This is a genomic window from Actinomadura sp. KC345 (assembly GCF_004348515.1).
Lineage (GTDB): Bacteria > Actinomycetota > Actinomycetes > Streptosporangiales > Streptosporangiaceae > Spirillospora.
This window is the reverse complement of record NZ_SMKH01000028.1, coordinates 15,318-36,401: the sequence shown is the minus strand read 5'-3', so window position 1 is coordinate 36,401 and position 21,084 is coordinate 15,318. Positions and strand designations below refer to the sequence as shown.

Genomic DNA, 21,084 nt, shown 5'->3' with positions numbered 1-21,084 from the left:
TTTCCATGGCGGCAAGCGAGGGTCGCCGCCCGACGTCCCGGCCCTGTGGTGTTCGCGCTGGTAGAGGGACAATGGTGGGGTGGCTCGTTGGGTCCTGCACGTTGATCTGGACCAGTTCATCGCCGCCGTCGAGGTGCTGCGCCGTCCGGAGCTTCGCGGGCGGCCGGTCGTCGTCGGCGGTGACGGCGATCCGGCCAAGCGCGGCGTGGTCAGCACGGCGTCCTACGAGGCCCGTGCCTACGGCGTGCATTCCGGGCTGCCGCTTCGCACGGCGGCGCGGCGATGTCCGGACGCCGTGTTCCTGCCCGTGGACAGGGAACACTACGAGGCCGTATCGGACCAGGTCATGGCCGCGTTGCGGAGTTTCGGCGTCGTGGTCGAGGTGCTCGGCTGGGACGAGGCGTTCCTGGCCGTCGACGGCGATCCGGAGGCGATGGCCCGGGAGATCCGCGACCGGGTGCGCGCGGCGACGCGGCTCGAGTGCTCGGTGGGCATCGGTGAGAACAAGCTCCAGGCGAAGCTGGCGACCGGTTTCGGCAAGCCGGCCGGGATTTTCCGGCTCACCGGGGAGACCTGGTTCGAGGTGCTCGGCGACCGGCCTGCGGATGCGCTGTGGGGCATCGGGACCAAGACCGCCAAGCGGCTGGGGGACCTCGGCATCAGTACGGTCGGTGAACTCGCGGCGGCCGAACCGGTCGTCCTCGCCGAAGCGGTCGGCCCCACGATCGGCCCCTGGCTGGTTCGGCTCGCCCAGGGCCGGGACGACTCGCCGGTGAGCGACGCACCGCACGTCCCTCGTTCTTGCGGCCGGGAGACCACCTATCAGCATGACCTGGACGATTGGCGGGACGTGCGCCGCGAAGTCGCCCAGTTGGCACGCCGGGTCGCGCAGGACGTCGCCGACGACGGAAGGAACGCCGCCCGCGTCATCGTCAAGGTCCGGTTCGCGCCGTTCATCACTCAGACGCACGGCCGCACGCTGGATACGCCCGTGACCGAGGCGCACCGGATCGAGGAAGCGGCCCTGGCCGCCCTCGACATGTTCACCAGACGGCGCCCGGTCCGGCTCTTGGGCGTCCGCGCCGAGTTCGTCCGGTGACCCTGGAGCGGTAGGTCAACGACGTCTCGGATCGCGGTCCGGCCGGTTGAGGCCCGCTGTCCGGTGTAGGGGCGGGACGCGGTGGCAGCGGGCAGACCGAATGCGCGTGCGGCTTCGGCGTCCGGTGCGGGCGGCCAGACCCGCCAGGACTGCCGCCACCCCGTGACGCCGGCCGCGACCGCCGCGACGGCCAGCCAGGTTCTCGGCCGAACAGCCGGAACAAGCCGCCGCGGTGCCGGAGCCCGGTCCGCGTCACGCGAAGATGCCGGCGTTGCAGCCGTCCTCGAGCAGTTCCGGCCAGTATCCGCGTCAGGTTCGTGATCATCGAGGCCTCCGCCTGAATGAGGTCCTGGACGGGGTCGAGGAGCTGCACCTGCCGGATCAACCACTGCGCGAAGGCCATCGCCGAGACGTCGACGTTGACCGGGCGGTGCTTCCCCTCCGGTCTGTACCAGCCGAGGAGCCGACCGGTGGCGCCCTCCATGACCAGGTCGATCTCATCGGCGATGGAGCCCAGCCGGATCAGGTTGCCGACATGCTCACTGAGCGTCTCGCCGTCGTCGGCGAAGTGACCGCGGAAATAGTCGGTGAAGAGGTCGGGATAGGCGTCGCGGTTGCCGTGGAAGTAGTCGGTGAGCGTCTGCGCCTGCTCGTCGAGCAGGCAGTAGTTCGTGTTCGCCAGCCCATGCTCGCGGAGGAAGCGCCGCGTGGGCTCGTGGGTGAGCACGGCGGGGAGATCCGCGTCCTCGTAACGGCGGAGATCGTCTTCGAACGCCTTCGCCAGCAGACCGGGAGGAAGCTCCAGCGCGAGGTCCTCACCCGGTCCGGCGACCCGGTCCAGCGGCGCGATGTGGGCGGCCACCCGCCAATGCCCGGAGATCTCGCTGGAGACGTCGAGCAGCCGCGGGTCGTGCTCGCGGATCACCCCGAGCAGGTTCTCGGTCATCTCCGCGGCCACCGCCTGTCCGCGCCGGCCGGCGAAGCGCGCGAACTCGCCCTGGTCGCGGTGCATCCGCGTGACGGCGGTCATCAGCCCCACCAGGGACGACAGATCCGAGGCGAGCAACTCGGGTTGGAACCGGGCGTCGCTCAGGAGAGCGAGGTAACCCTCGTACACGGCTCCGGTCGTCCCGTCCAGCAGCACCGTGCCGCCCTGCTCGGTCACCGTCCCCAGCACCAGCATCTTCCCGATCGCCGCGGGCAGCGTCTGCGACGAGGCTTCCGCCGCGGTGGGCAGCCCGCTTGCGGAGTCCAGCCGCAGATTCGCGGCCTCCCGCGGCAGCCCGACGTCGGCCAGCCACCGCCGCGTCGGCTCGTGCGCGACGCTCGCGCCGGGCACGCGCACCACCGTGTCCGCGCCGAAAACACCCAGCAACTGCTCGTAGGTCATCGCCATTCGCATATCGCCCATCGCGGATGAGTACCACAACCAGGCCACCCGGCACGCCGAGGACGTGGCGGGCCGTCGTGACGAGACGGGCGATCCGCCGCCCAGGCTATACATACATACCGTATGTATGTTTTCCTGGTGCGGCGAGACGGGAGGCGACATGGCGCGCAGTGAATCGCTGGGAGAACCGAACAAGATCGAGTTGCCGCAGGGAGTGATCTCCTACCGGGAGACCGGCGAGGGGCCGCCGGTGGTGTTCGTGCACGGCCTGCTGGTCAACGCCGACCTGTGGCGGAACGTCGTGCCCGCGGTGGCGGGCGCCGGTCACCGGTGCTTGAGCCCGGACCTGCCGCTGGGGTCCCACGGGATCCCGATGCGGCCCGACGCGGACCTCAGCCCGGCGGGAGTGGCCGATCTCATCGGCGACTTCCTGGCGGCACTCGAACTGACGGACGTCACCCTGGTGGCCAACGACACCGGCGGGGCGCTGGTCCAGATGCTGATGGCCCGGCGTCCGGAACGGATCGGCCGGGTGGTGCTCGCGTCCTGCGACGCGCTGGAGCGCTTCTTTCCGCCGATCTTCCGCTTCCTCCCGTGGGGGGCGCGGCTGCCCGGCTTCGGCCGGCTGCTGGCGGAGGCGCTGCGCCCCCGCGTGGCCTGGCGGCTGCCGTTCACCTTCGGGTGGCTCTCACGGCGGCCCATGCCCGACGAGGCGATGGACTCCTACCTGCGGCCCGCGCGCGCCGACGCCGGTGTGCGGCGCGACCTGTGCCGCTTCCTGGTCGGTGTGCACCCCCGGCTCACGCTCGCCGCGGCGCGGTCCTTCGGCTCGTTCGACCGGCCCGTGCTGCTGGCGTGGGCCGAGAACGACCGGCTCTTCCCGATGTCGCTGGCCAGGCGGCTGGCCGCCCTGTTCCCCGATGCCAGGCTCGTCTCCGTGGCCGACTCCGCGACCTTCATCCCGGAGGACCGGCCCGCGGCGCTGGCCGAGCTGGTCGTCGAGTTCGCCGCCGCGCGGGCACCGCGCCGATGAGCCCGCGCCGCACCCAGGACCGCTCGCGCCGGACGAAGGAGACGCTGGTCGCGTCCGCGCGGGCCCTGTTCGCCGAGCGCGGCTACGCCGGCGTTTCCGCAGCGGAGATCGTCGCCGTGGCCGGTCTGACCCGCGGGGCCCTGCACCACCACTTCGGCGACAAGAGGGAGCTGTTCCGGGCCGTACTCGAACAGATGGAGGGCGAGATCGTCGGCCGGGTCGCCGAGGCCATCGGCGGCGCCGCCGATTCCTGGCAGGCCGCGACGGCCGGAGTCTCCGCGTTCCTGGACATCTGCGAGGAGCCCGAGGTCGTCCAGATCGCGCTGCGGGACGCGCCCGCGGTGCTCGGCTGGGCCGCCTGGCGGGACATCGAGGCCGCCCACGGGCTGGGCCTCATCAAAGCGGGGCTCCAGTCGGCCATCGACGAGCAGGTCCTCACGCCGCAGCCCGTGGACGTCCTTGCCCACCTCGTCCTGAGCGCCGTGATCGAGGCCGCCCTGCTCATCGCACACGCCCCCGACCGCAGCACCGCCCGCGCCGCGTCCGAACAGACCCTCATCGCCCTCCTGGCCGGCCTCCGCACGGCACCTCCCGACCGCGGACACCGCTGACGCCGCCGTCAGTCGACCGGGGAGGGGGCGTCCGTCATCCCCTATGTGTGCGACCAGCCGGCGACGGCGCGGCTGAGCCGCGCCACGTACGCGCTGATGGGCGCCCTGCTGCCGGCGACCGCCACCGTGATCGGTCTGGTCGTGCTGCGCCAGGTGCCCACCGGGGCGGAACTCGCCGGTGTCGGGTTGGTGGTCGCATGGCGGTCCACCGCGGAGAACGCTGAGGCCGCGGGAGCCGGACCACATGCACGGGCCATCGATGACGCGAGGCTCGCTCACCGACCCCGGCGGGCTGTCAGCCGTCCCGCCGAAAGGGCGGCCCCGACTCCTGCAGGAGGCGGGGCCGCAAATGGGATCACGGACGAGTCAGCAGAGGAGCCGCGGAGGGCGGCTCAGCCGAACACCGTCCGAGGACCGAGTTTTACTCGTCGTCCTGGCCCTCCAGGTCCTCCACCGTGTCGGCTTCGGTCTGGACGGGCGTGGGATCCGGCTGCGAGCCGGTCTGCTCGGACGCGTCGCCTTGGTCCTTGTATGTACCCACTGACTCTCTCCTTTGGACAGGCCTGAGGACACGGGGGCCAATCAGCGTCGACACAGATCGACCTGATTCGCTCTCACCCCGTGTTTTCGGCACTATTCGAACCTCAGACACCGGGCGTCCATCACCGAGGTGATGGCTGAGAGCGATGGAGTCTTGAGTTGTCGGTGTGATCATGCCTGGCAAGGGAGAAATGGGTCAAACCGTTCCCAAGCCACGCCGCCGGGAGCAGAGTCACGCACCGTTCCAGATGGGCCGGTCGCCCGACGTCCACGTGTCGCCTGTACACAAAGGACAGGGCCCGGCGTATGCGGGGCCCCTGGTCGGGCGCGCCTGGTACGGCGCGCAGCCCCATGGCCTCACGACCAACGGGTGTCTTGTTCAGGACCCGGCACCCCGCGGTTCATCGAGCGTCTCGCTTCACCGATCTAGTCGATCTTGCTGAAGACGATCGAGAAGCCGAAGACGGCGTCGACGCGATAGGGGGCACTCGACAGATGTGTCCTGTAGAGCAGCTCTCGGGTCAGTTCGTCGGTGTAATGGGTCGAGAACTGGACCGCAAGCGTCTCTGCAGGAGCCGAATCCGAGTTGGTGTACCGGCTGCTGCTGTACCTGACTCCGTAGCCCTCGACCAGTTGGGTGGAGAACACGAAGCTCTCGAACTCTTCGATCGTCTCGCTGAGCCGGTTGGGTTCCACAGAGCAGAACATGACCGCCTGCCTACCCGGGCACCCGGGGATCGCTGAGATCACCGCACGGCACCGGTCCATGTCGTCCAGCTTCGGGTCGAGGTGGACCGTCTCCGCGAAGGTTTCCGGCCCAGCCCCGGTCATGAAGGTGACGACCGCGAAGTACTCGATCGTGTCGGCGGACACCACGGACAGGCGGGGAGTCTTGTTTGTCATGATCCGTCCCTTGCTTTGCTTTGGCCGCGCGGTCGACGCGGGAGCATCTCGGAGATGGCTCACCAAGGACAGTGCCCGCTCACCGCGCCCAGGCACGTTCACCCCCTGGGCGGCGGAGAAGCAGTCACCCTCAGGCGGATGCAGATGTGGTGGACCGCATCCTTCGGACGGGTTGGTGATCGTCGGTGTGGGGGCACCGTGGAGAGGGTCGAGAGGAGCCGGCATGGAACAGGTACGTCTTGGGACGTTGGGGATGAAGGTCTCGGAACGATCCTCGGGGTTGCGCGGTCCCCCGAAGGCACCCCCGCCGAGCAGGACCAGGACGCCGACGACCAGACCCCCGAGACGTTGCGGGATGCGGCATGAGTGCCCCGCAGATGCCCGAACTACCGCCCGAGATGGAGGCCGCCGTCCAGCGCGCCGCGATGCCGGATCTCGACCGTTGGCACCAGATGATCCGCTCCGCCGGAGGGTGTGAGCAGCCGGTCAGGCTGCGCGAGGAGTGGATCACGCTGGACGGCGAGACCGGCGAGTTGATCGAGTCCTACTCGACGACCGACGAGCCGACCGGGTACCTGATCACCGCGTGGGGGAACCGCCGCGCGTCCCGCTGCGCCGCCTGCGCCGAGGTCTACCGGGACGACACCTACCACCTGATCATCTCCGGACTGACCGGCGGGAAGGGCGTCCCCCAGCAGGTCAGTGACCATCCGCGCGTGTTCCTCACTCTCACCGCCCCGTCGTTCGGCGCCGTCCACACCCACCGGACCAAGGCCGGAAAGGTGCAGCCGTGCCGCCCCCGACGAGATGACCCGCTATGCCCGCATGGCCGGCCGGAAGGATGCCGAGCCCGCCATCAGCCCGACGATCCGCAGGCAGGGCAGCGACGCGGCCTGATCCACTTCCACGCCGTCGTCAGACTCGACGGACCCGGCGGCCCGACCAGCCCCCGCCCGCATGGGCCACTGCCGAACTACTGGAGCGCACACTTCGCACCGCCGCCGCACAAGTCGAGATACCGGCCCCGCACCCCGACGAGACCAGACCACCTCTCGTCCTGCGGTGGGGTCGCCAGCTCGACACCCAACCGATCCAGGTCGCCGCCGAGCTGGACGGCATCGCCGACAAGCACGTCGCCCGCTACATCGCCAGTACGCCACCAAGGGAGCCGAGGACTCCGGCGCCGTAGACCGCCCCATCCGCTACGCGGCCATGATCAACATTCAAGGTCTGGACAAGGCGGAAGTCCTTGCGGCTCTCGTCAACAACACCCAGCCGGTCGGCCTCGGGAGTCACAACCCGCAGGGCCAGAAGCACACGACCGTCGCGGACGCGCGCGCCCTGATCGAGGAGCGCGGCCTGAACTTCGACTACGTGTGGGGTCGGCCTCTCAAGGTCGATCTCTCCGGAGACGAGTTCGAGGCATGGTTGTACGACCGGTACTCACAGTCCCCGGCCGCGGAGCGGTGGAGGCGCTCCGATAACGAGCGCCGCACCTCCCGACTCCCCTGGGTGCAACGCCCGGGGGACTTTCTTGTGCTAGCAGTTAGAACACCTGGCGCCGCTGGCCGGTTGCGGACTTGCGCGGGGACCCCTCGCGGGGGCGGGGAAGCCGTAGGCGTGGACCCCAAGTCTGCCGAGCGATGGGTCAGCACGGGCAGGACTCCACACCGGACGACCGCCTACAAGGCCGCCCGCGCACTCCGCGAGGACATGGCCTATCTGTGGCCGTCTCTAGAACAGGGACGCCGCAGGCGGGGACTCCACCCCGAGCGGGAGCAGAATCACGCACGCCGCTTCAACCGCACGGCCCACCGGTGGAGCATGTCCACATGGCGGCGGGTCAGCCCATCCTCTGGACGGACGGAGATCAGGCGCAGGGCACGGCGATGCGGCAAAGCCTGGCGGCGGATCGTCAGTGGGATGACGTCGTCCACCCACGCGAAGGGGCGGCCCTCCGCATGGCGGAGGATCGGGGCCCACTTGCGCATGCGCGGGAGTTGCAGCAGCGGGGTGCGTGGATCACCGGCCTGAGCGACGTAGTTGGAGATCGCGACATGCGGGAGCGGTGGCAGATCAAGGAGCGGGCCGATGTGCTGGTTGGCGTGTTCCTCCCACGTCGTCGCCCACACCAGGTCGTAGTGGACCGAGAGATCGCGGAGCCACGTGCCGTGGTCCGGGTTGATCCGAATGGTGAGCCGACCGACGGTGTGCTCCGTGAACCCGGCGAGTGGTGCCTCTGGGTTCAGGACACCATCTACATCCAGGTAGAGGAGTGGCCTCGTCTTACGGGTGCCGGGGCGAGGGGTATTGCCTAGTCGCATAGGGGTGATCCGAGGGCTTTGTCGGTGGCGGCCAGGAGGGGAGGCCAACTCGTTGACGGGGGTCGGGAGCTTGAGATGATCGGACGGGAACCGGGGTTGCGACGTCCCAGCCCAGGGCGGTTGCCGACTACTTCCCTAGCCGGGCACCGCTCCAGTCAGTCGGTTCGCCAGACCGGGTCCAGTAGGTCGGGGTCGAACTTCTTGTTGCCGCGTGCAGGGCCGAGCGGATGTAGGTCCGCTTCACCGAGATCGGAAACCCGCCCTCCTCTTCCGGCAGGTACCAACGGCGCCGCACCTCGGAGGCGCTTGTGTCCCGCTGCGCCGCTTTCGCCGCGATGGCGGCCTCATGCTTGTTCTTCTCCCCGCGAAGCCGGGTGATCGTCTGCTCCAGCCCAGGGACCAGCTTGAAGAACAGGTCATTGGTGATCTGGCGTGCGTTCCACTGACGAGTCAGCGCGTCTAGCTGCTCTTCCACGTCCTTCAGCTCACCGGCCTTAGGCCACTCGGTGTCTTGAGGGCCGGAGGAGAATGACGCCTCTTCGAGCTGGCGAGCACGGCCTCAGAGACGAACATGTCCACCAGGTCACCGCGCCGGGGCGGTGAGCGCAAGACCGTACGGTCCCGGAACGACGCCTTCGGAGACACCCTCTACACGGACGCCGACTTCGACGTCGTCGGCGCCGTCCGTGAGGTCGCGAAGGAGCGGGGGCGTCCCGCCGGCGCAGGTGGCCCTTGCGTGGTTGCTCGGGAGGCCGGGGGTGACCGCCCCGATCGTGGGAGCGACGAAACTCACCCATGTGGAGGACGCGGTCGCGGCGGAGACACTGGAGCTGGACGACGGGGAGGTCGCGCGGCTGGAGGCGCCCTACCGGCCGCACCCGGTTCTCGGGCATTCTTGACCGAGAACAGAAACCGGCGCCGACCGCGTCCTGGCAAGTGGGCTGGAGCCGACGTTTCGCCGCGGTGGTCCGGCGCCGGCGACGTGGATCTCTTGGCGGAAAACCGAAGGCGGTGCCCTCGGACGGGAACGCTCCGGGATTCGCTTGCATCTATGAAGAGTGGTGATTTGCGATACCACAGGAAATCGGGGCAGGCTGGGGACGAGAACGCCCACGCATGGCGAGACCGCCACGTGGGGACATGGGTGACAAGGTTCGGAGGCCGTGTTATGCGCCGCGCGCCTCTGGACTTCCGGGAGCCAGGGAGGCCCCGGGACGACGGCGCTGAAGGAGCCCGACGATGACCGAGAATGACGGCACGCAGGGACCGCAGCGGCCGTTGCCGGATGACGAGGGCCGGCCCACGCCGCCGGAGGGGCAGGAGCCCCCGGCGCGGCCGCTGGGCGACCGCACCGTGGTGTTCGGGGCTCCGCAGCTGGGCGGCAACGCCGGGGCGACGCCGCCCGAGTCGCAGCAGGAGCCCCGCGAGGAGGAGCGGCCTTCGCCGCCTCCGCCGCCCCCCACGATGGTCGAGCAGCCGATGCAGCAGTACGGCGAGCAGCCCCCGGCGCCCGGCCAGCAGTTCGGCGGTCCGCAGGAGCAGCAGCCCCAGTACGGGCAGCAGCCGGGCGGGCAGGCGCCGTACGGTGCGCCTTCCGGTCCGGGCGGCTTCCCGCCGCCGCAGGAGCAGTACGGCCCGCCGGGGGAACAGCAGCCCTACGGCCCGCCCCAGGGCCAGCCGCAGCCCGGCTATGGCCGGCAGCCCGAGCAGCCGCAGTACGGCCGGCCGTCCCAGTACGAGCAGACCCAGTTCGACCAGCCTCAGCAGCCCGGGTATCCGCAGCAGCCCATGCACGGCGCGCCGCAGGAGCAGCCGCAGTACGGGCAGTCCCCGTTCGGCGGTCAGGGCGGCGCGTACCCGGCGCCCGAGGCCGGTGCCGGTGCGCCCGCCGAGCAGGCGCCGCCCCAGCCCGAGCAGCCGCAGGACCGCACACTGATCGTCCCGGGTGCGGCTGCGGGCGCCCCCGAGGGGGAGACGCAGCGGCCCGTGGTGGACGACCAGGCGACGCTGCACTGGTCGCCCGGTACCGACATCCCGGTCGCCACCGGCCCCGAACGCCGGCAGGAGCCGCCCGCGCCGGAGCCGTGGTCGCCCGAGTCGTCGCAGCCCGGCGGCATCCCGCCCGCGCCGCCCACGATGGCCGAGCCGTGGTCGCCGGAGTCGTCGCAGCCGGGCGGTGTCCCGCCCGGTCAGCCGGGGCGGCCGGGCCAGGCCGACACCGAGCGGACGATGATGGTGCCGCCGCCCGATTCCGGGTTCGGCGCCGGCTCGCAGCCGACCGGGAACCCGGTGGAGGATCTGTACCGCCCGCCCGGTGAGAGCGGCGCAGAGGAAGCGCGGCCGAAAGAGACGTTCGACCCGCCCCAGGGCATGGCCGACCACACCCGGATGGACATGGGTCAGCAGCAATGGGGCCAGCAGCCCCAGCAGCAGGGCTTCGGCCAGCCCGGCGAACAGCCGCAGCAGGGCTTCGGTCAGTCCGAGCAGCAGCGGGGCTTCGGCCAGCCCGGCGAGCAGCAGCAGTTCGGCCAGCAGCCCTACGGCCAGCAGCAGGACTTCGGCCAGCAGCCCCAGCAGCAGGGATACGGGCAGCAGTTCGGCCAGCCCGGCGAGCAGCAGCAACAGCAGCAACAGCAGTACGGCCAGCCCGGCGAACAGCAGCAGTTCGGTCAGCAGGCCTACGGCCAGCCCGGCCAGCCGGCGCCGTACGGCGGCCAGCAGGCGCCCGGCCAGCAGGCGCCCGGCCAGCAGGGGCAGTACGGTCAGCAGCCCGGCTACGGGGCGGCCGAAGAGGGCAAGGGCAACAAGAACACGCTCCTGCTCATCGGCGGCGCCGTCGCCATCGTGGTCATCATCGCGGTGCTGGTGGTCGCCTTCGTCCTCTAGCCCGGCGTAAAAGCCTCTCCACGTCTTCCCCAATCAGGGGGGCGTGGGACACAATGCCGACGGGTCTTCCCACTCTGAACCGGTGGGAACGCTCGTCGGCATTCGGCCGTTGTAGGTCGCGGGCAGAAGGTTCTCCGAGCCCGCGGGCTTGCGCCGGAGGGCGGGGACACGGTAGTGCCCTGTTCGCTTTGCACTATGGCCCGGCGGCCGGTAACCTCTTCACTTGTGCCCGCTGTGTGCGGGTCGCTATGCGTGTGCGTCGGCGAGGTCCATGAGGCCAGCCCCAGCGCCGCATCCAATGAGCCTTTCTCATCGTCGGTGGGCTTGGTGGCCTCGGCCGCCCGGACGCATCGGATGGTAGAGACTCACTCCCCGGCTTGATTCGGCCCTGGTACGGGCCGGGCGGTCTGTGACGGCATCGCGCGGTTGGATTTCCGTGAGGTGACGACACGCCCGACCGCGTGGGTCGGAGAGGTCGGGAAACCGGCAGGTCACAGCCTCGACTGAGGTGGTGATTGCAGCAGAAGACTTACCGGCTCGGTACGAGTGAAGACGGAGACGCGGTGCCCACGATCCAGCAGCTGGTCCGAAAGGGCCGGACGGACAAGGTGACCAAGAACAAGACGCCCGCGCTCAAGGGCAGCCCCCAGCGGCGGGGCGTCTGCACGCGCGTCTACACGACGACGCCCAAGAAGCCGAACTCGGCGCTCCGGAAGGTCGCCCGTGTCCGGCTGTCGAGCGGGATCGAGGTCACGGCCTACATCCCCGGTGTCGGACACAACCTGCAGGAGCACTCGATCGTGCTCGTGCGCGGCGGCCGTGTGAAGGACCTCCCCGGCGTTCGGTACAAGATCATCCGCGGCACGCTGGACACCCAGGGCGTCCGGAACCGCAAGCAGGGACGCAGCCACTACGGCGCGAAGAAGGAGAAGAGCTGATGCCGCGCAAGGGCCCCGCTGGCAAGCGCCAGCTGATCGCTGACCCGGTGTACAACTCGCCGCTGGTCACTGCGCTCATCAACAAGATTCTCCTGGACGGCAAGCGTTCGATCGCGCAGAACATCGTCTACGACGCCCTCGAGGGCGCCCGCGAGAAGACCGGCAACGACCCGGTCGTCACGCTGAAGCGCGCCCTCGACAACGTCAAGCCGACCCTGGAGGTCCGCAGCCGCCGCGTGGGTGGCGCGACCTACCAGGTCCCGGTCGAGGTGCGGCCGGCCCGCAGCACCACGCTCGCCCTGCGGTGGCTGGTGGTGTACGCCCGGCAGCGCCGCGAGACGACCATGACCGAGCGGCTGATGAACGAGCTGCTCGACGCCAGCAACGGCCTCGGCGCGTCTGTCAAGAAGCGCGAGGACACGCACAAGATGGCGGAGTCCAACAAGGCCTTCGCCCACTACCGCTGGTAACCCGGCGGGAACCGCACCGACGAGACGACGCGAGGACGACAGTGGCTACCAAAACCGGTGTAGACCTGGCCAAGGTCCGCAACATCGGGATCATGGCCCATATCGACGCGGGCAAGACCACGACGACCGAGCGGATCCTGTACTACACGGGTATCAGCTACAAGATCGGCGAGGTCCACGACGGCGCCGCGACCATGGACTGGATGGAGCAGGAGCAGGAGCGGGGGATCACCATCACCTCCGCCGCCACGACCTGCCACTGGTCCGTGGACGACGACGACCACACGATCAACATCATCGACACCCCCGGGCACGTCGACTTCACCGTTGAGGTGGAGCGCAACCTGCGGGTGCTCGACGGCGCGGTCGCGGTGTTCGACGGTGTCGCCGGCGTGGAGCCCCAGTCCGAGACGGTGTGGCGCCAGGCCGACCGGTACGGCGTGCCCCGCATGTGCTTCGTCAACAAGCTCGACCGGGTCGGCGCGGAGTTCCACCGCTGCGTCGACATGATCGAGAACCGCCTGAACGCGACGCCGCTCCCGCTGCAGCTCCCGATCGGCGCCGAGGCCGACTTCAAGGGCGTCATCGACCTCGTGGCGATGAAGGCCCTGGTCTGGAACCCCGAGGCCAAGCTGGGCGAGATGTACGACACCGTCGACATCCCCGACACGCACACCGAGCAGGCGCGCGAGTGGCACGACAAGCTGGTCGAGACGCTCGCCGAGAACGACGACGACATCATGGAGCTGTACCTGGAGGGCGAGGAGCCCACGGTCGAGCAGCTCTACGCCGGCATCCGCCGCGCGACGATCGCCGCGAAGCTCACCCCGGTGCTGTGCGGCACGGCCTTCAAGAACAAGGGCGTGCAGCCGCTCCTGGACGCGATCGTCCGGTACCTGCCCTCCCCGCTGGACGTCGAGGCCATCGAGGGCCACGCCGTCCGCGACGAGGAGAAGGTGCTCACCCGGCAGCCGAGCGAGGAGGAGCCGTTCTCCGCGCTGGCGTTCAAGATCGCGAGCGACCCGCACCTGGGCAAGCTCACCTTCGTGCGCGTCTACTCGGGCGTCCTGGAGTCCGGTGCGAACGTGATGAACTCCGTCAAGGAGCGCAAGGAGCGCATCGGCAAGATCTACCGGATGCACGCCAACAAGCGCACCGAGATCGAGCGCGCGGGCGCCGGCGACATCGTCGCGGTGATGGGCCTGAAGCAGACCACCACCGGTGAGACGCTGGCCGACGACAAGAACCCGATCGTGCTGGAGTCGATGAACTTCCCGGCACCGGTCATCCACGTCGCGATCGAGCCGAAGACCAAGGCCGACCAGCAGAAGCTGAGCACCGCGATCCAGCGGCTGGCCGAGGAGGACCCCTCCTTCACCGTCCACACCAACGAGGACACCGGCCAGACCGTGATCTCCGGCATGGGCGAGCTCCACCTGGAGATCCTCGTCGACCGGATGAAGCGCGAGTTCAAGGTCGACGCCAACGTCGGCAAGCCGCAGGTCGCCTACCGGGAGACGATCACCAAGAAGGTCGAGAAGGTCGAGTACACCCACAAGAAGCAGACGGGTGGCTCCGGCCAGTTCGGCCGCGTGATCATCGACCTGGAGCCGCTGGGCGGCGGGTCCGACGGCTACGAGTTCGAGAACAAGGTCACCGGTGGCCGCATCCCGCGGGAGTACATCCCGTCGGTCGACGCGGGCTGCCAGGAGGCCGCCGAGTTCGGTGTCCTCGCCAGCTACCCGATGGTGGGCGTCAAGGTCACCCTTCAGGACGGCGCCTACCACGACGTCGACTCCTCGGAGATGGCGTTCAAGGTCGCCGGTTCCATGGCGTTCAAGGAGGCCGCCCGCAGGGCGTCCCCCACGCTGCTGGAGCCGATGATGGCGGTCGAGGTCACCACGCCCGAGGACAACATGGGCGACGTGATCGGCGACCTCAACAGCCGCCGCGGGCAGGTCCAGTCCATGGACGAGCGGCACGGCATGCGCGTCATCAAGGCGCTCGTGCCTCTGTCCGAGATGTTCGGCTACGTGGGTGATCTGCGGAGCAAGACCCAGGGCCGGGCTGTCTTCACCATGCAGTTCGACTCCTACGCCGAGGTTCCTTCGAACGTCGCGCAGGAGATCATCGCCAAGGCACGCGGCGAATAGCCCGCGCGAGTTCACAGATCACCAGGACGTACATCGAAGCGGTCGTCTAAACGGCCGAGGATCGCAACAAGGAGCAACCAGTGGCGAAGGCCAAGTTCGAGCGGACGAAGCCGCACGTGAACATCGGCACCATTGGACACATCGACCACGGTAAGACCACGCTTACCGCGGCGATCACCAAGGTGCTCCACGACAAGTTCCCGGACCTCAACCCCTTCACGCCGTTCGAGGACATCGACAAGGCGCCGGAGGAGCGGGACCGCGGGATCACGATCTCCATCGCGCACGTCGAGTACCAGACCGAGGCCCGCCACTACGCTCATGTGGACTGCCCCGGTCACGCCGACTACATCAAGAACATGATCACCGGTGCGGCGCAGATGGACGGCGCCATCCTGGTGGTCGCGGCGACCGACGGCCCGATGCCGCAGACCAAGGAGCACGTGCTCCTGGCCCGCCAGGTCGGCGTCCCCTACATCGTCGTCGCGCTGAACAAGTGCGACATGGTGGACGACGAGGAGATCCTGGAGCTCGTCGAGCTCGAGGTCCGCGAGCTGCTCACCGAGTACGAGTTCCCGGGCGACGACGTCCCGGTCGTGCGCGTCTCCGCCTTCCAGGCGCTGCAGGGCGACGCCGAGTGGGGCGAGAAGATCGTCGAGCTCATGGCGGCCGTCGACGAGAGCGTGCCGGAGCCGGTCCGCGACATCGACAAGCCGTTCCTGATGCCGATCGAGGACGTCTTCTCGATCACCGGCCGCGGCACGGTCGTCACCGGCCGCGTCGAGCGTGGTGTCGTCAACGTGAACGAGACCGTCGACATCATCGGCATCAAGGAGAAGTCGACGACCACCACGGTCACCGGCGTCGAGATGTTCCGCAAGCTGCTCGACCAGGGCCAGGCGGGCGACAACGTCGGCCTGCTCCTGCGCGGCATCAAGCGCGAGGACGTCGAGCGCGGCCAGTGCGTCATCAAGCCGGGCACCACGACCCCGCACACCGAGTTCGAGGCGCAGGTCTACATCCTGTCCAAGGACGAGGGCGGCCGGCACACGCCGTTCTTCAACAACTACCGTCCGCAGTTCTACTTCCGGACCACGGACGTGACCGGCGTGGTGAGCCTCCCCGAGGGCACCGAGATGGTCATGCCGAGCGACAACACCGAAATGAAGGTCGAGCTGATCCAGCCGGTCGCCATGGAGGAGGGCCTGAAGTTCGCCATCCGCGAGGGTGGCCGGACCGTCGGCTCGGGTCGCGTCACCAAGATCCTCAAGTAACACCACTCTCGTGCGCGGCGGCCCGGCCGCCGGGGAAACCCGCAGCCGGGCCGCCGTGCCACGACCACCGAAGTAAACAGCGGCACTGAGTGGACTCTCCTCCGGAGAGGATCACTCGCAACAGCAAAGGACACCGAGGCCACCATGGCGGGACAGAAGATCCGCATCCGGCTCAAGGCCTACGACCACGAGGTCATCGACACCTCCGCGAAGAAGATCGTTGAGACGGTGACGCGGACGGGCGCCAAGGTCGCGGGCCCGGTGCCGCTGCCGACCGAGAAGAACGTGTACTGCGTCATCCGCTCGCCGCACAAGTACAAGGACAGCCGCGAGCACTTCGAGATGCGCACGCACAAGCGGTTGATCGACATCATCGACCCGACGCCCAAGACGGTCGACTCGCTGATGCGGCTCGACCTTCCGGCCGGCGTTGACATCGAGATCAAGCTCTAAGGGACGCACCGAGAATGAGTACGCAGAGGAAGGGCGTCCTGGGCGAGAAGCTCGGCATGACCCAGGTCTTCGACGATGAGGGCCGGATCGTTCCGGTGACCGTCGTCCAGGCCGGGCCGTGTGTCGTCACCCAGCTCCGCAGCCAGGAGAAGGACGGCTACAGCGCCGTCCAGCTCGGCTTCGGGCAGATCGACCCGCGCAAGGTGAACAAGCCGCGCACGGGTCACTTCGAGAAGGCCGGCGTCACGCCGCGCCGCTACCTCGTCGAACTGCGGGCCGACGACACCACCGGGTACGAACTCGGCCAGGAGATCACCGCCAGCGTCTTCGAAGCCGGCCAGAAGATCGACGTCACCGGGACGAGCAAGGGCAAGGGCACCGCCGGTGTCATGAAGCGCCACGGCTTCAAGGGCCTCGGCGCCTCGCACGGCACCCAGCGCAAGCACCGTTCGCCCGGCTCGATCGGCGGCTGCGCGACCCCCGGTCGCGTCTTCAAGGGCCTCCGCATGGCGGGACGGCACGGCAATGCCCGGACCACCGTGCAGAACCTGACCCTCCACGCCGTCGACGCGGAGAAGGGCCTGCTGCTCATCAAGGGCGCGGTTCCCGGTCCCAACGGCGCCGTGGTGCTGGTCCGCGACGCAGTGAAGGGGACGGGCAAGTGACTTCGAAGCTCGACATCGACCTGCCCACCGAGGTCTTCGACGCGAAGACCAGCGTGCCGCTGATCCACCAGGTCGTGGTGGCGCAGCTCGCCGCGGCGCGGCAGGGCACGCACTCCACCAAGACCCGGGGCGAGGTGCGCGGCGGCGGCAGGAAGCCCTACCGGCAGAAGGGCACCGGCCGGGCCCGCCAGGGTTCGGTCCGCGCTCCCCAGTTCGCCGGCGGCGGCATCGTGCACGGCCCGCAGCCGCGGGACTACACCAAGAAGACGCCCAAGAAGATGAAGGCGGCCGCGCTGCGCGGCGCCCTGTCGGACCGCGCTCGGTTCGGCCGGGTGCACGTGGTCGACCACCTCATCGAGGGCGACACCCCGAAGACGAGCACGGCGCTGAAGGCCCTGCGCGCGGTCACCGAGGCCAAGCGCGTCCTGGTGGTCCTGGACCGCGAGGACGAGCTGACCTGGAAGAGCCTGCGCAACGAGCCGACCGTGCACGTGATCGTCTCCGACCAGCTCAACACCTACGACGTGCTGGTGAACGACGACGTCGTCTTCACGAAGACGGCGTACGACGAGTTCATCTCGCGCGCGGCGAAGAAGTAAGGAGGGTCGCACATGGGCAAGATCGCCGACCCCCGCGACATCATCGTCGCGCCGGTCGTCTCGGAGAAGAGCTACGGGCTGCTGGACGAGAACAAGTACACCTTCATCGTCCGCCCGGACGCCAACAAGACGCAGATCAAGCAGGCCGTCGAGGCGGTGTTCGACGTCAAGGTGACGAGCGTGAACACGCTCAACCGGCAGGGCAAGCGCAAGCGCACCCGGTTCGGCTACGGCAAGCGCAAGGACACCAAGCGCGCCATCGTCAGCCTGGCCGAGGGCGAGCGGATCGACATCTTCGGCAGCCCGGCCTAGCCGGGCGCGCCGAAGCAGACAAGGGATGAACGAATAAGATGGGCATCCGTAACTACAAGCCGACGACTCCGGGTCGTCGCGGCTCGAGCGTGGCCGACTTCGTCGAGGTCACCCGTGACGAGCCCGAGAAGTCGCTGCTGCGTCCGCTCCCCAAGAAGGGCGGCCGCAACAACCACGGCCGCATCACGACCCGGCACCAGGGCGGCGGGCACAAGCGCGCCTACCGCGTGATCGACTTCCGCCGGCACGACAAGGACGGCGTCCCGGCGAAGGTCGCGCACATCGAGTACGACCCCAACCGCACCGCGCGGATCGCGCTGCTGCACTACGTGGACGGCGAGAAGCGCTACATTCTCGCCCCGCGCGGGCTGAAGCAGGGCGACCGCGTCGAGAACGGCGCGGGCGCCGACATCAAGGCGGGCAACTGCCTGCCGCTGCGCAACATCCCGACGGGTACCGTCGTCCACGCCATCGAGCTGCGGCCCGGCGGCGGCGCCAAGATCGCCCGCAGCGCGGGCGCCGGCGTCCAGCTGCTGGCCAAGGAGGGCAAGTACGCCACGCTGCGCATGCCGTCCGGCGAGATGCGGATGGTGGACGTGCGGTGCCGCGCGACGGTCGGCGAGGTCGGCAACGCCGAGCAGTCGAACATCAGCTGGGGCAAGGCAGGCCGCATGCGGTGGAAGGGCAAGCGCCCCACCGTCCGCGGTGTGGCCATGAACCCGATCGACCACCCGCACGGTGGTGGTGAGGGCAAGTCCTCCGGTGGCCGGCACCCGGTGAACCCGGCCGGTAAGAAGGAAGGCCGCACTCGCCAGGCGAACAAGTCGAGCGACCGGCTGATCGTCCGTCGTCGCAGCAAGAAGAAGCGGTAGGAGTCGCTCGTCATGCCACGTAGCCTTAAGAAGGGCCCCTTCGTGGACGACCACCTGATGAAGAAGGTGGACGCACAGAACGAGAAGGGCACCAAGAACGTCATCAAGACGTGGTCGCGGCGCTCCATGATCGTGCCGGACATGATCGGTCACACGATCGCCGTGCACGACGGCCGCAAGCACGTGCCGGTGTTCGTCACCGACGCCATGGTGGGGCACAAGCTCGGCGAGTTCGCGCCGACGCGCACGTTCCGCAGCCATGTCAAGGAAGACCGCCGCAGCAGGCGCGGCTGAGCAGTAGATCGTACGGAGAGAGGGAACAGCGATGGAAGCCAGGGCCCAGGCGCGGTTCGTCCGCGTCACGCCCATGAAGGCCCGCCGCGTGGTGGACCTCATCCGCGGCCTGCCTGCCGCGGAGGCGCGGGCGGTGCTGCGGTTCGCCCCCCAGGCTGCGAGTGAGCCTGTGGGCAAGGTGCTGGCGAGTGCCATCGCCAACGCCGAACACAATTTCAAGCTCGACTCGGACACGCTCGTCGTGAGCCGTGCGTGGGTGGACGAGGGGCCGACGCTGAAGCGTTTCCGTCCCCGCGCCCAGGGCCGGGCGTACCGCATCAACAAGCGCACGAGCCACATCACCGTGGTCGTGGAGTCGCGGGACGAGGCCAGCGCGGCGGCCGGCGGCGGTAAGAAGACGAGGAGGGCCCGGTAGTGGGTCAGAAGATCAACCCGCACGGGTTCCGGCTCGGCATCACCACCGACCACAAGTCCGTGTGGTTCGCCGACAAGCTCTACAAGGACTACGTCAAGGAAGACGTCCAGATCCGGCGCATGCTGCAGAAGGGCATGGACCGGGCGGGCATCTCCAAGGTGAACATCGAGCGGACCCGTGACCGTGTCGAGGTCAACATCCACACCGCCCGGCCGGGCATCGTCATCGGCCGCCGCGGCGCGGAGGCCGAGCGCCTCCGGGGCGACCTGGAGAAGCTGACCGGCAAGCAGGTCCGGCTGAACATCCTCGAGGTGAAGAACCCCGAGATCGACGCGCAGCTCGTCGCGCAGGGCGTGGCCGAGCAGCTGTCCAGCCGGGTCGCGTTCCGCCGCGCCATGCGCAAGGCGATCCAGTCGGCGATGAAGTCGGGCGCCAAGGGCATCAAGGTGCAGTGCGGCGGCCGTCTCGGCGGCGCCGAGATGTCGCGGTCGGAGTTCTACCGCGAGGGCCAGGTCCCGCTGCACACGCTGCGCGCCGACATCGACTACGGCTTCTACGAGGCCCGTACGACGTTCGGCCGCATCGGCGTGAAGGTGTGGATCTACAAGGGCGAGGCCGCCTCGACCCGCGCCGAGCGGGAGCAGCAGGCCGCACAGCAGCGCGCCGCCGGTGGCGGTGGCGGTGGCGGCCGTGAGCGTCGCGGTGGCGAGCGTCGCGGTGGCGGCGGCCGTGGTGGCCGTGGTGGCCGCGGCGGTGAGCGCGGTGGCGGCGAGCGCGGCGGTTCCGCGCCGAAGCAGCAGCAGAGTTCCGAGCAGCCGGCGCAGACGGCCGAGGCTGCTCCGCAGGGTGAGGGGAGCTGAGTAACCCATGCTGATCCCTCGCAAGGTCAAGCACCGCAAGCAGCACCACCCGAAGCGCCGCGGTATGGCCAAGGGCGGCACGCGGGTGACGTTCGGTGAGTACGGCATCCAGGCCGTCGAGGGCGCGTACGTGACCAACCGGCAGATCGAGGCCGCGCGTATCGCGATGACCCGGCACATCAAGCGTGGCGGCAAGGTGTGGATCAACATCTTCCCGGACCGTCCGCTGACCAAGAAGCCCGCCGAGACCCGCATGGGTTCCGGCAAGGGGTCGGTCGAGTGGTGGGTGGCCAACGTCAAGCCGGGACGCGTGATGTTCGAGCTCTCCTACCCCAACGAGGAGATCGCCCGGGCCGCGCTGATGCGCGCGATCCACAAGCTTCCAATGAAGTGCAAGATCGTTAAGCGGGAAGTGGGTGAGGGCTGATGGCCAAGGGACTGACGGCCGATGACCTGCGGACCGAGACCGAGGACGTCCTGGTCACCAAGCTCAAGGAGGCCAAGGAGGAGCTGTTCAACCTCCGCTTCCAGGCCGCGACCGGCCAGCTTGAGAGCTACGGGCGGCTGCGCACCGTGAAGCGCGAGATCGCCCGCATCTACACCGTGATGCGGGAGCGCGAGCTCGGCATCATCACGGTCGAGGACGCCGCGGAGGAAGACGAATGACCGAGCAGACGACCGAGCAGGCGGACAAGCGGGCCTCCCGCAAGATCCTTGAGGGGCTCGTGGTCAGCGACAAGATGGACAAGACCGTGGTCGTGTCCGTCGAGGACCGCGTGACCCACCGCCGGTACCACAAGGTGATCCGCCGCACGAAGAACTACAAGGCGCACGACGAGGCCAACGAGTGTGGCGTCGGCGACCGCGTCCGTCTCATGGAGACCCGTCCGCTGTCGGCCACCAAGCGGTGGCGCGTGGTCGAGATCCTCGAGAAGGCCAAGTAATTACTGGTTCCACCAGGCTGATCACCCGCTCCCGCGGGCGATCAGAACC

General features: G+C 69.0%; 25 protein-coding genes. 20 read left to right on the top strand and 5 right to left on the bottom strand.

The window, feature by feature from the left end; translation table 11 throughout:
• The first annotated feature begins 79 nt into the window (after positions 1–79).
• A complete protein-coding gene (locus E1281_RS07505; RefSeq protein WP_131876418.1) occupies positions 80–1,099 on the top strand; it encodes a DNA polymerase IV in 1,020 nt (339 codons plus the stop codon).
• Here the strand turns inward: E1281_RS07505 and E1281_RS07500 are convergent.
• The gene (locus E1281_RS07500; protein ID WP_165958819.1) at positions 1,044–2,510 is read right to left on the bottom strand and encodes an SUKH-4 family immunity protein; all 1,467 of its coding nucleotides are present in this window, start codon (positions 2,508–2,510) and stop codon (positions 1,044–1,046) included. The two genes, E1281_RS07505 and E1281_RS07500, sit on opposite strands and share 56 nt — an antisense overlap.
• Before the next feature lie 139 nt (positions 2,511–2,649).
• On the opposite strand from E1281_RS07500, the gene E1281_RS07495 reads away from it, so the two are divergent.
• Together E1281_RS07495 and E1281_RS40030 are read left to right on the top strand one after the other, a co-directional pair.
• The gene (locus E1281_RS07495; RefSeq protein ID WP_131876416.1) at positions 2,650–3,522 is read left to right on the top strand and encodes an alpha/beta fold hydrolase; all 873 of its coding nucleotides are present in this window, start codon (positions 2,650–2,652) and stop codon (positions 3,520–3,522) included.
• On the top strand, positions 3,519–4,133 hold the full coding sequence (locus E1281_RS40030; protein WP_165958818.1) for a TetR/AcrR family transcriptional regulator: 615 nt from the start codon (positions 3,519–3,521) through the stop codon (positions 4,131–4,133). Before E1281_RS07495 ends, E1281_RS40030 begins: the two co-directional genes overlap by 4 nt.
• Positions 4,134–4,174: 41 nt before the next feature.
• Here the strand turns inward: E1281_RS40030 and E1281_RS41115 are convergent, their stop codons facing one another.
• From E1281_RS41115 to E1281_RS07475, 4 genes are all read right to left on the bottom strand, one after another.
• Positions 4,175–4,342, bottom strand: coding sequence for a hypothetical protein (locus tag E1281_RS41115; protein WP_207943159.1), 168 nt, complete (start codon positions 4,340–4,342; stop codon positions 4,175–4,177).
• A 757-nt stretch (positions 4,343–5,099) separates the two neighbouring features.
• Positions 5,100–5,576 carry a hypothetical protein gene (locus E1281_RS07485; protein ID WP_131876415.1) on the bottom strand — a complete coding sequence of 159 codons (477 nt, stop codon included), beginning with the start codon at positions 5,574–5,576 and terminating at the stop codon, positions 5,100–5,102.
• A gap of 1,784 nt (positions 5,577–7,360) precedes the next feature.
• Positions 7,361–7,900 (bottom strand): HAD domain-containing protein, encoded by a 540-nt coding sequence (locus E1281_RS07480; RefSeq protein WP_131876414.1) that lies wholly within the window; start codon positions 7,898–7,900, stop codon positions 7,361–7,363.
• Positions 7,901–8,027: 127 nt separating this feature from the next.
• A complete protein-coding gene (locus E1281_RS07475) occupies positions 8,028–8,375 on the bottom strand; it encodes a hypothetical protein (protein WP_131876413.1) in 348 nt (115 codons plus the stop codon).
• A gap of 283 nt (positions 8,376–8,658) precedes the next feature.
• Here E1281_RS07475 and E1281_RS41735 point away from each other — a divergent pair, with 283 nt between their 5' ends.
• The 17 genes from E1281_RS41735 (at position 8,659) to rpsQ (ending at position 21,035) form a co-directional block, all read left to right on the top strand.
• Positions 8,659–8,799 carry a hypothetical protein gene (locus E1281_RS41735; RefSeq protein ID WP_243716680.1) on the top strand — a complete coding sequence of 47 codons (141 nt, stop codon included), beginning with the start codon at positions 8,659–8,661 and terminating at the stop codon, positions 8,797–8,799.
• A gap of 340 nt (positions 8,800–9,139) precedes the next feature.
• On the top strand, positions 9,140–10,786 hold the full coding sequence (locus E1281_RS07465) for a hypothetical protein (RefSeq protein ID WP_131876412.1): 1,647 nt from the start codon (positions 9,140–9,142) through the stop codon (positions 10,784–10,786).
• A 563-nt stretch (positions 10,787–11,349) separates the two neighbouring features.
• Positions 11,350–11,724: a 30S ribosomal protein S12 gene (gene rpsL / locus E1281_RS07460; protein WP_131876411.1), complete on the top strand. Its 375-nt coding sequence runs from the start codon at positions 11,350–11,352 to the stop codon at positions 11,722–11,724.
• Positions 11,724–12,194 (top strand): 30S ribosomal protein S7, encoded by a 471-nt coding sequence (rpsG, locus tag E1281_RS07455; protein WP_131876410.1) that lies wholly within the window; start codon positions 11,724–11,726, stop codon positions 12,192–12,194. The genes rpsL and rpsG overlap by 1 nt, the downstream gene beginning before the upstream one ends.
• Before the next feature lie 41 nt (positions 12,195–12,235).
• Positions 12,236–14,347, top strand: a complete 2,112-nt coding sequence (gene fusA, locus E1281_RS07450) for an elongation factor G (protein ID WP_131876409.1) — start codon at positions 12,236–12,238, stop codon at positions 14,345–14,347.
• A gap of 80 nt (positions 14,348–14,427) precedes the next feature.
• On the top strand, positions 14,428–15,621 hold the full coding sequence (tuf, locus tag E1281_RS07445) for an elongation factor Tu (protein ID WP_131876408.1): 1,194 nt from the start codon (positions 14,428–14,430) through the stop codon (positions 15,619–15,621).
• A 144-nt stretch (positions 15,622–15,765) separates the two neighbouring features.
• Positions 15,766–16,074: a 30S ribosomal protein S10 gene (rpsJ, locus tag E1281_RS07440; RefSeq protein ID WP_018657599.1), complete on the top strand. Its 309-nt coding sequence runs from the start codon at positions 15,766–15,768 to the stop codon at positions 16,072–16,074.
• Between the two features lie 14 nt (positions 16,075–16,088).
• A complete protein-coding gene (gene rplC, locus E1281_RS07435; protein ID WP_131876407.1) occupies positions 16,089–16,739 on the top strand; it encodes a 50S ribosomal protein L3 in 651 nt (216 codons plus the stop codon).
• Positions 16,736–17,338 carry a 50S ribosomal protein L4 gene (gene rplD, locus E1281_RS07430; protein ID WP_131876406.1) on the top strand — a complete coding sequence of 201 codons (603 nt, stop codon included), beginning with the start codon at positions 16,736–16,738 and terminating at the stop codon, positions 17,336–17,338. The genes rplC and rplD overlap by 4 nt, the downstream gene beginning before the upstream one ends.
• Positions 17,339–17,350: 12 nt before the next feature.
• Positions 17,351–17,650, top strand: a complete 300-nt coding sequence (gene rplW, locus E1281_RS07425) for a 50S ribosomal protein L23 (protein ID WP_131876405.1) — start codon at positions 17,351–17,353, stop codon at positions 17,648–17,650.
• A 38-nt stretch (positions 17,651–17,688) separates the two neighbouring features.
• On the top strand, positions 17,689–18,522 hold the full coding sequence (rplB, locus tag E1281_RS07420) for a 50S ribosomal protein L2 (protein WP_131876404.1): 834 nt from the start codon (positions 17,689–17,691) through the stop codon (positions 18,520–18,522).
• 12 nt (positions 18,523–18,534) lie between these two features.
• On the top strand, positions 18,535–18,816 hold the full coding sequence (rpsS, locus tag E1281_RS07415; RefSeq protein ID WP_131876403.1) for a 30S ribosomal protein S19: 282 nt from the start codon (positions 18,535–18,537) through the stop codon (positions 18,814–18,816).
• A gap of 31 nt (positions 18,817–18,847) precedes the next feature.
• Positions 18,848–19,231 carry a 50S ribosomal protein L22 gene (rplV, locus tag E1281_RS07410; RefSeq protein ID WP_131876402.1) on the top strand — a complete coding sequence of 128 codons (384 nt, stop codon included), beginning with the start codon at positions 18,848–18,850 and terminating at the stop codon, positions 19,229–19,231.
• Positions 19,231–20,091: a 30S ribosomal protein S3 gene (gene rpsC / locus E1281_RS07405; protein ID WP_131876401.1), complete on the top strand. Its 861-nt coding sequence runs from the start codon at positions 19,231–19,233 to the stop codon at positions 20,089–20,091. The genes rplV and rpsC overlap by 1 nt, the downstream gene beginning before the upstream one ends.
• A 7-nt stretch (positions 20,092–20,098) precedes the next feature.
• Positions 20,099–20,518: a 50S ribosomal protein L16 gene (rplP, locus tag E1281_RS07400; RefSeq protein WP_131876400.1), complete on the top strand. Its 420-nt coding sequence runs from the start codon at positions 20,099–20,101 to the stop codon at positions 20,516–20,518.
• Positions 20,518–20,757: a 50S ribosomal protein L29 gene (gene rpmC / locus E1281_RS07395; protein ID WP_131876399.1), complete on the top strand. Its 240-nt coding sequence runs from the start codon at positions 20,518–20,520 to the stop codon at positions 20,755–20,757. Before rplP ends, rpmC begins: the two co-directional genes overlap by 1 nt.
• A complete protein-coding gene (gene rpsQ / locus E1281_RS07390; protein WP_131876398.1) occupies positions 20,754–21,035 on the top strand; it encodes a 30S ribosomal protein S17 in 282 nt (93 codons plus the stop codon). The genes rpmC and rpsQ overlap by 4 nt, the downstream gene beginning before the upstream one ends.
• The last annotated feature ends 49 nt before the right edge of the window (positions 21,036–21,084 follow it).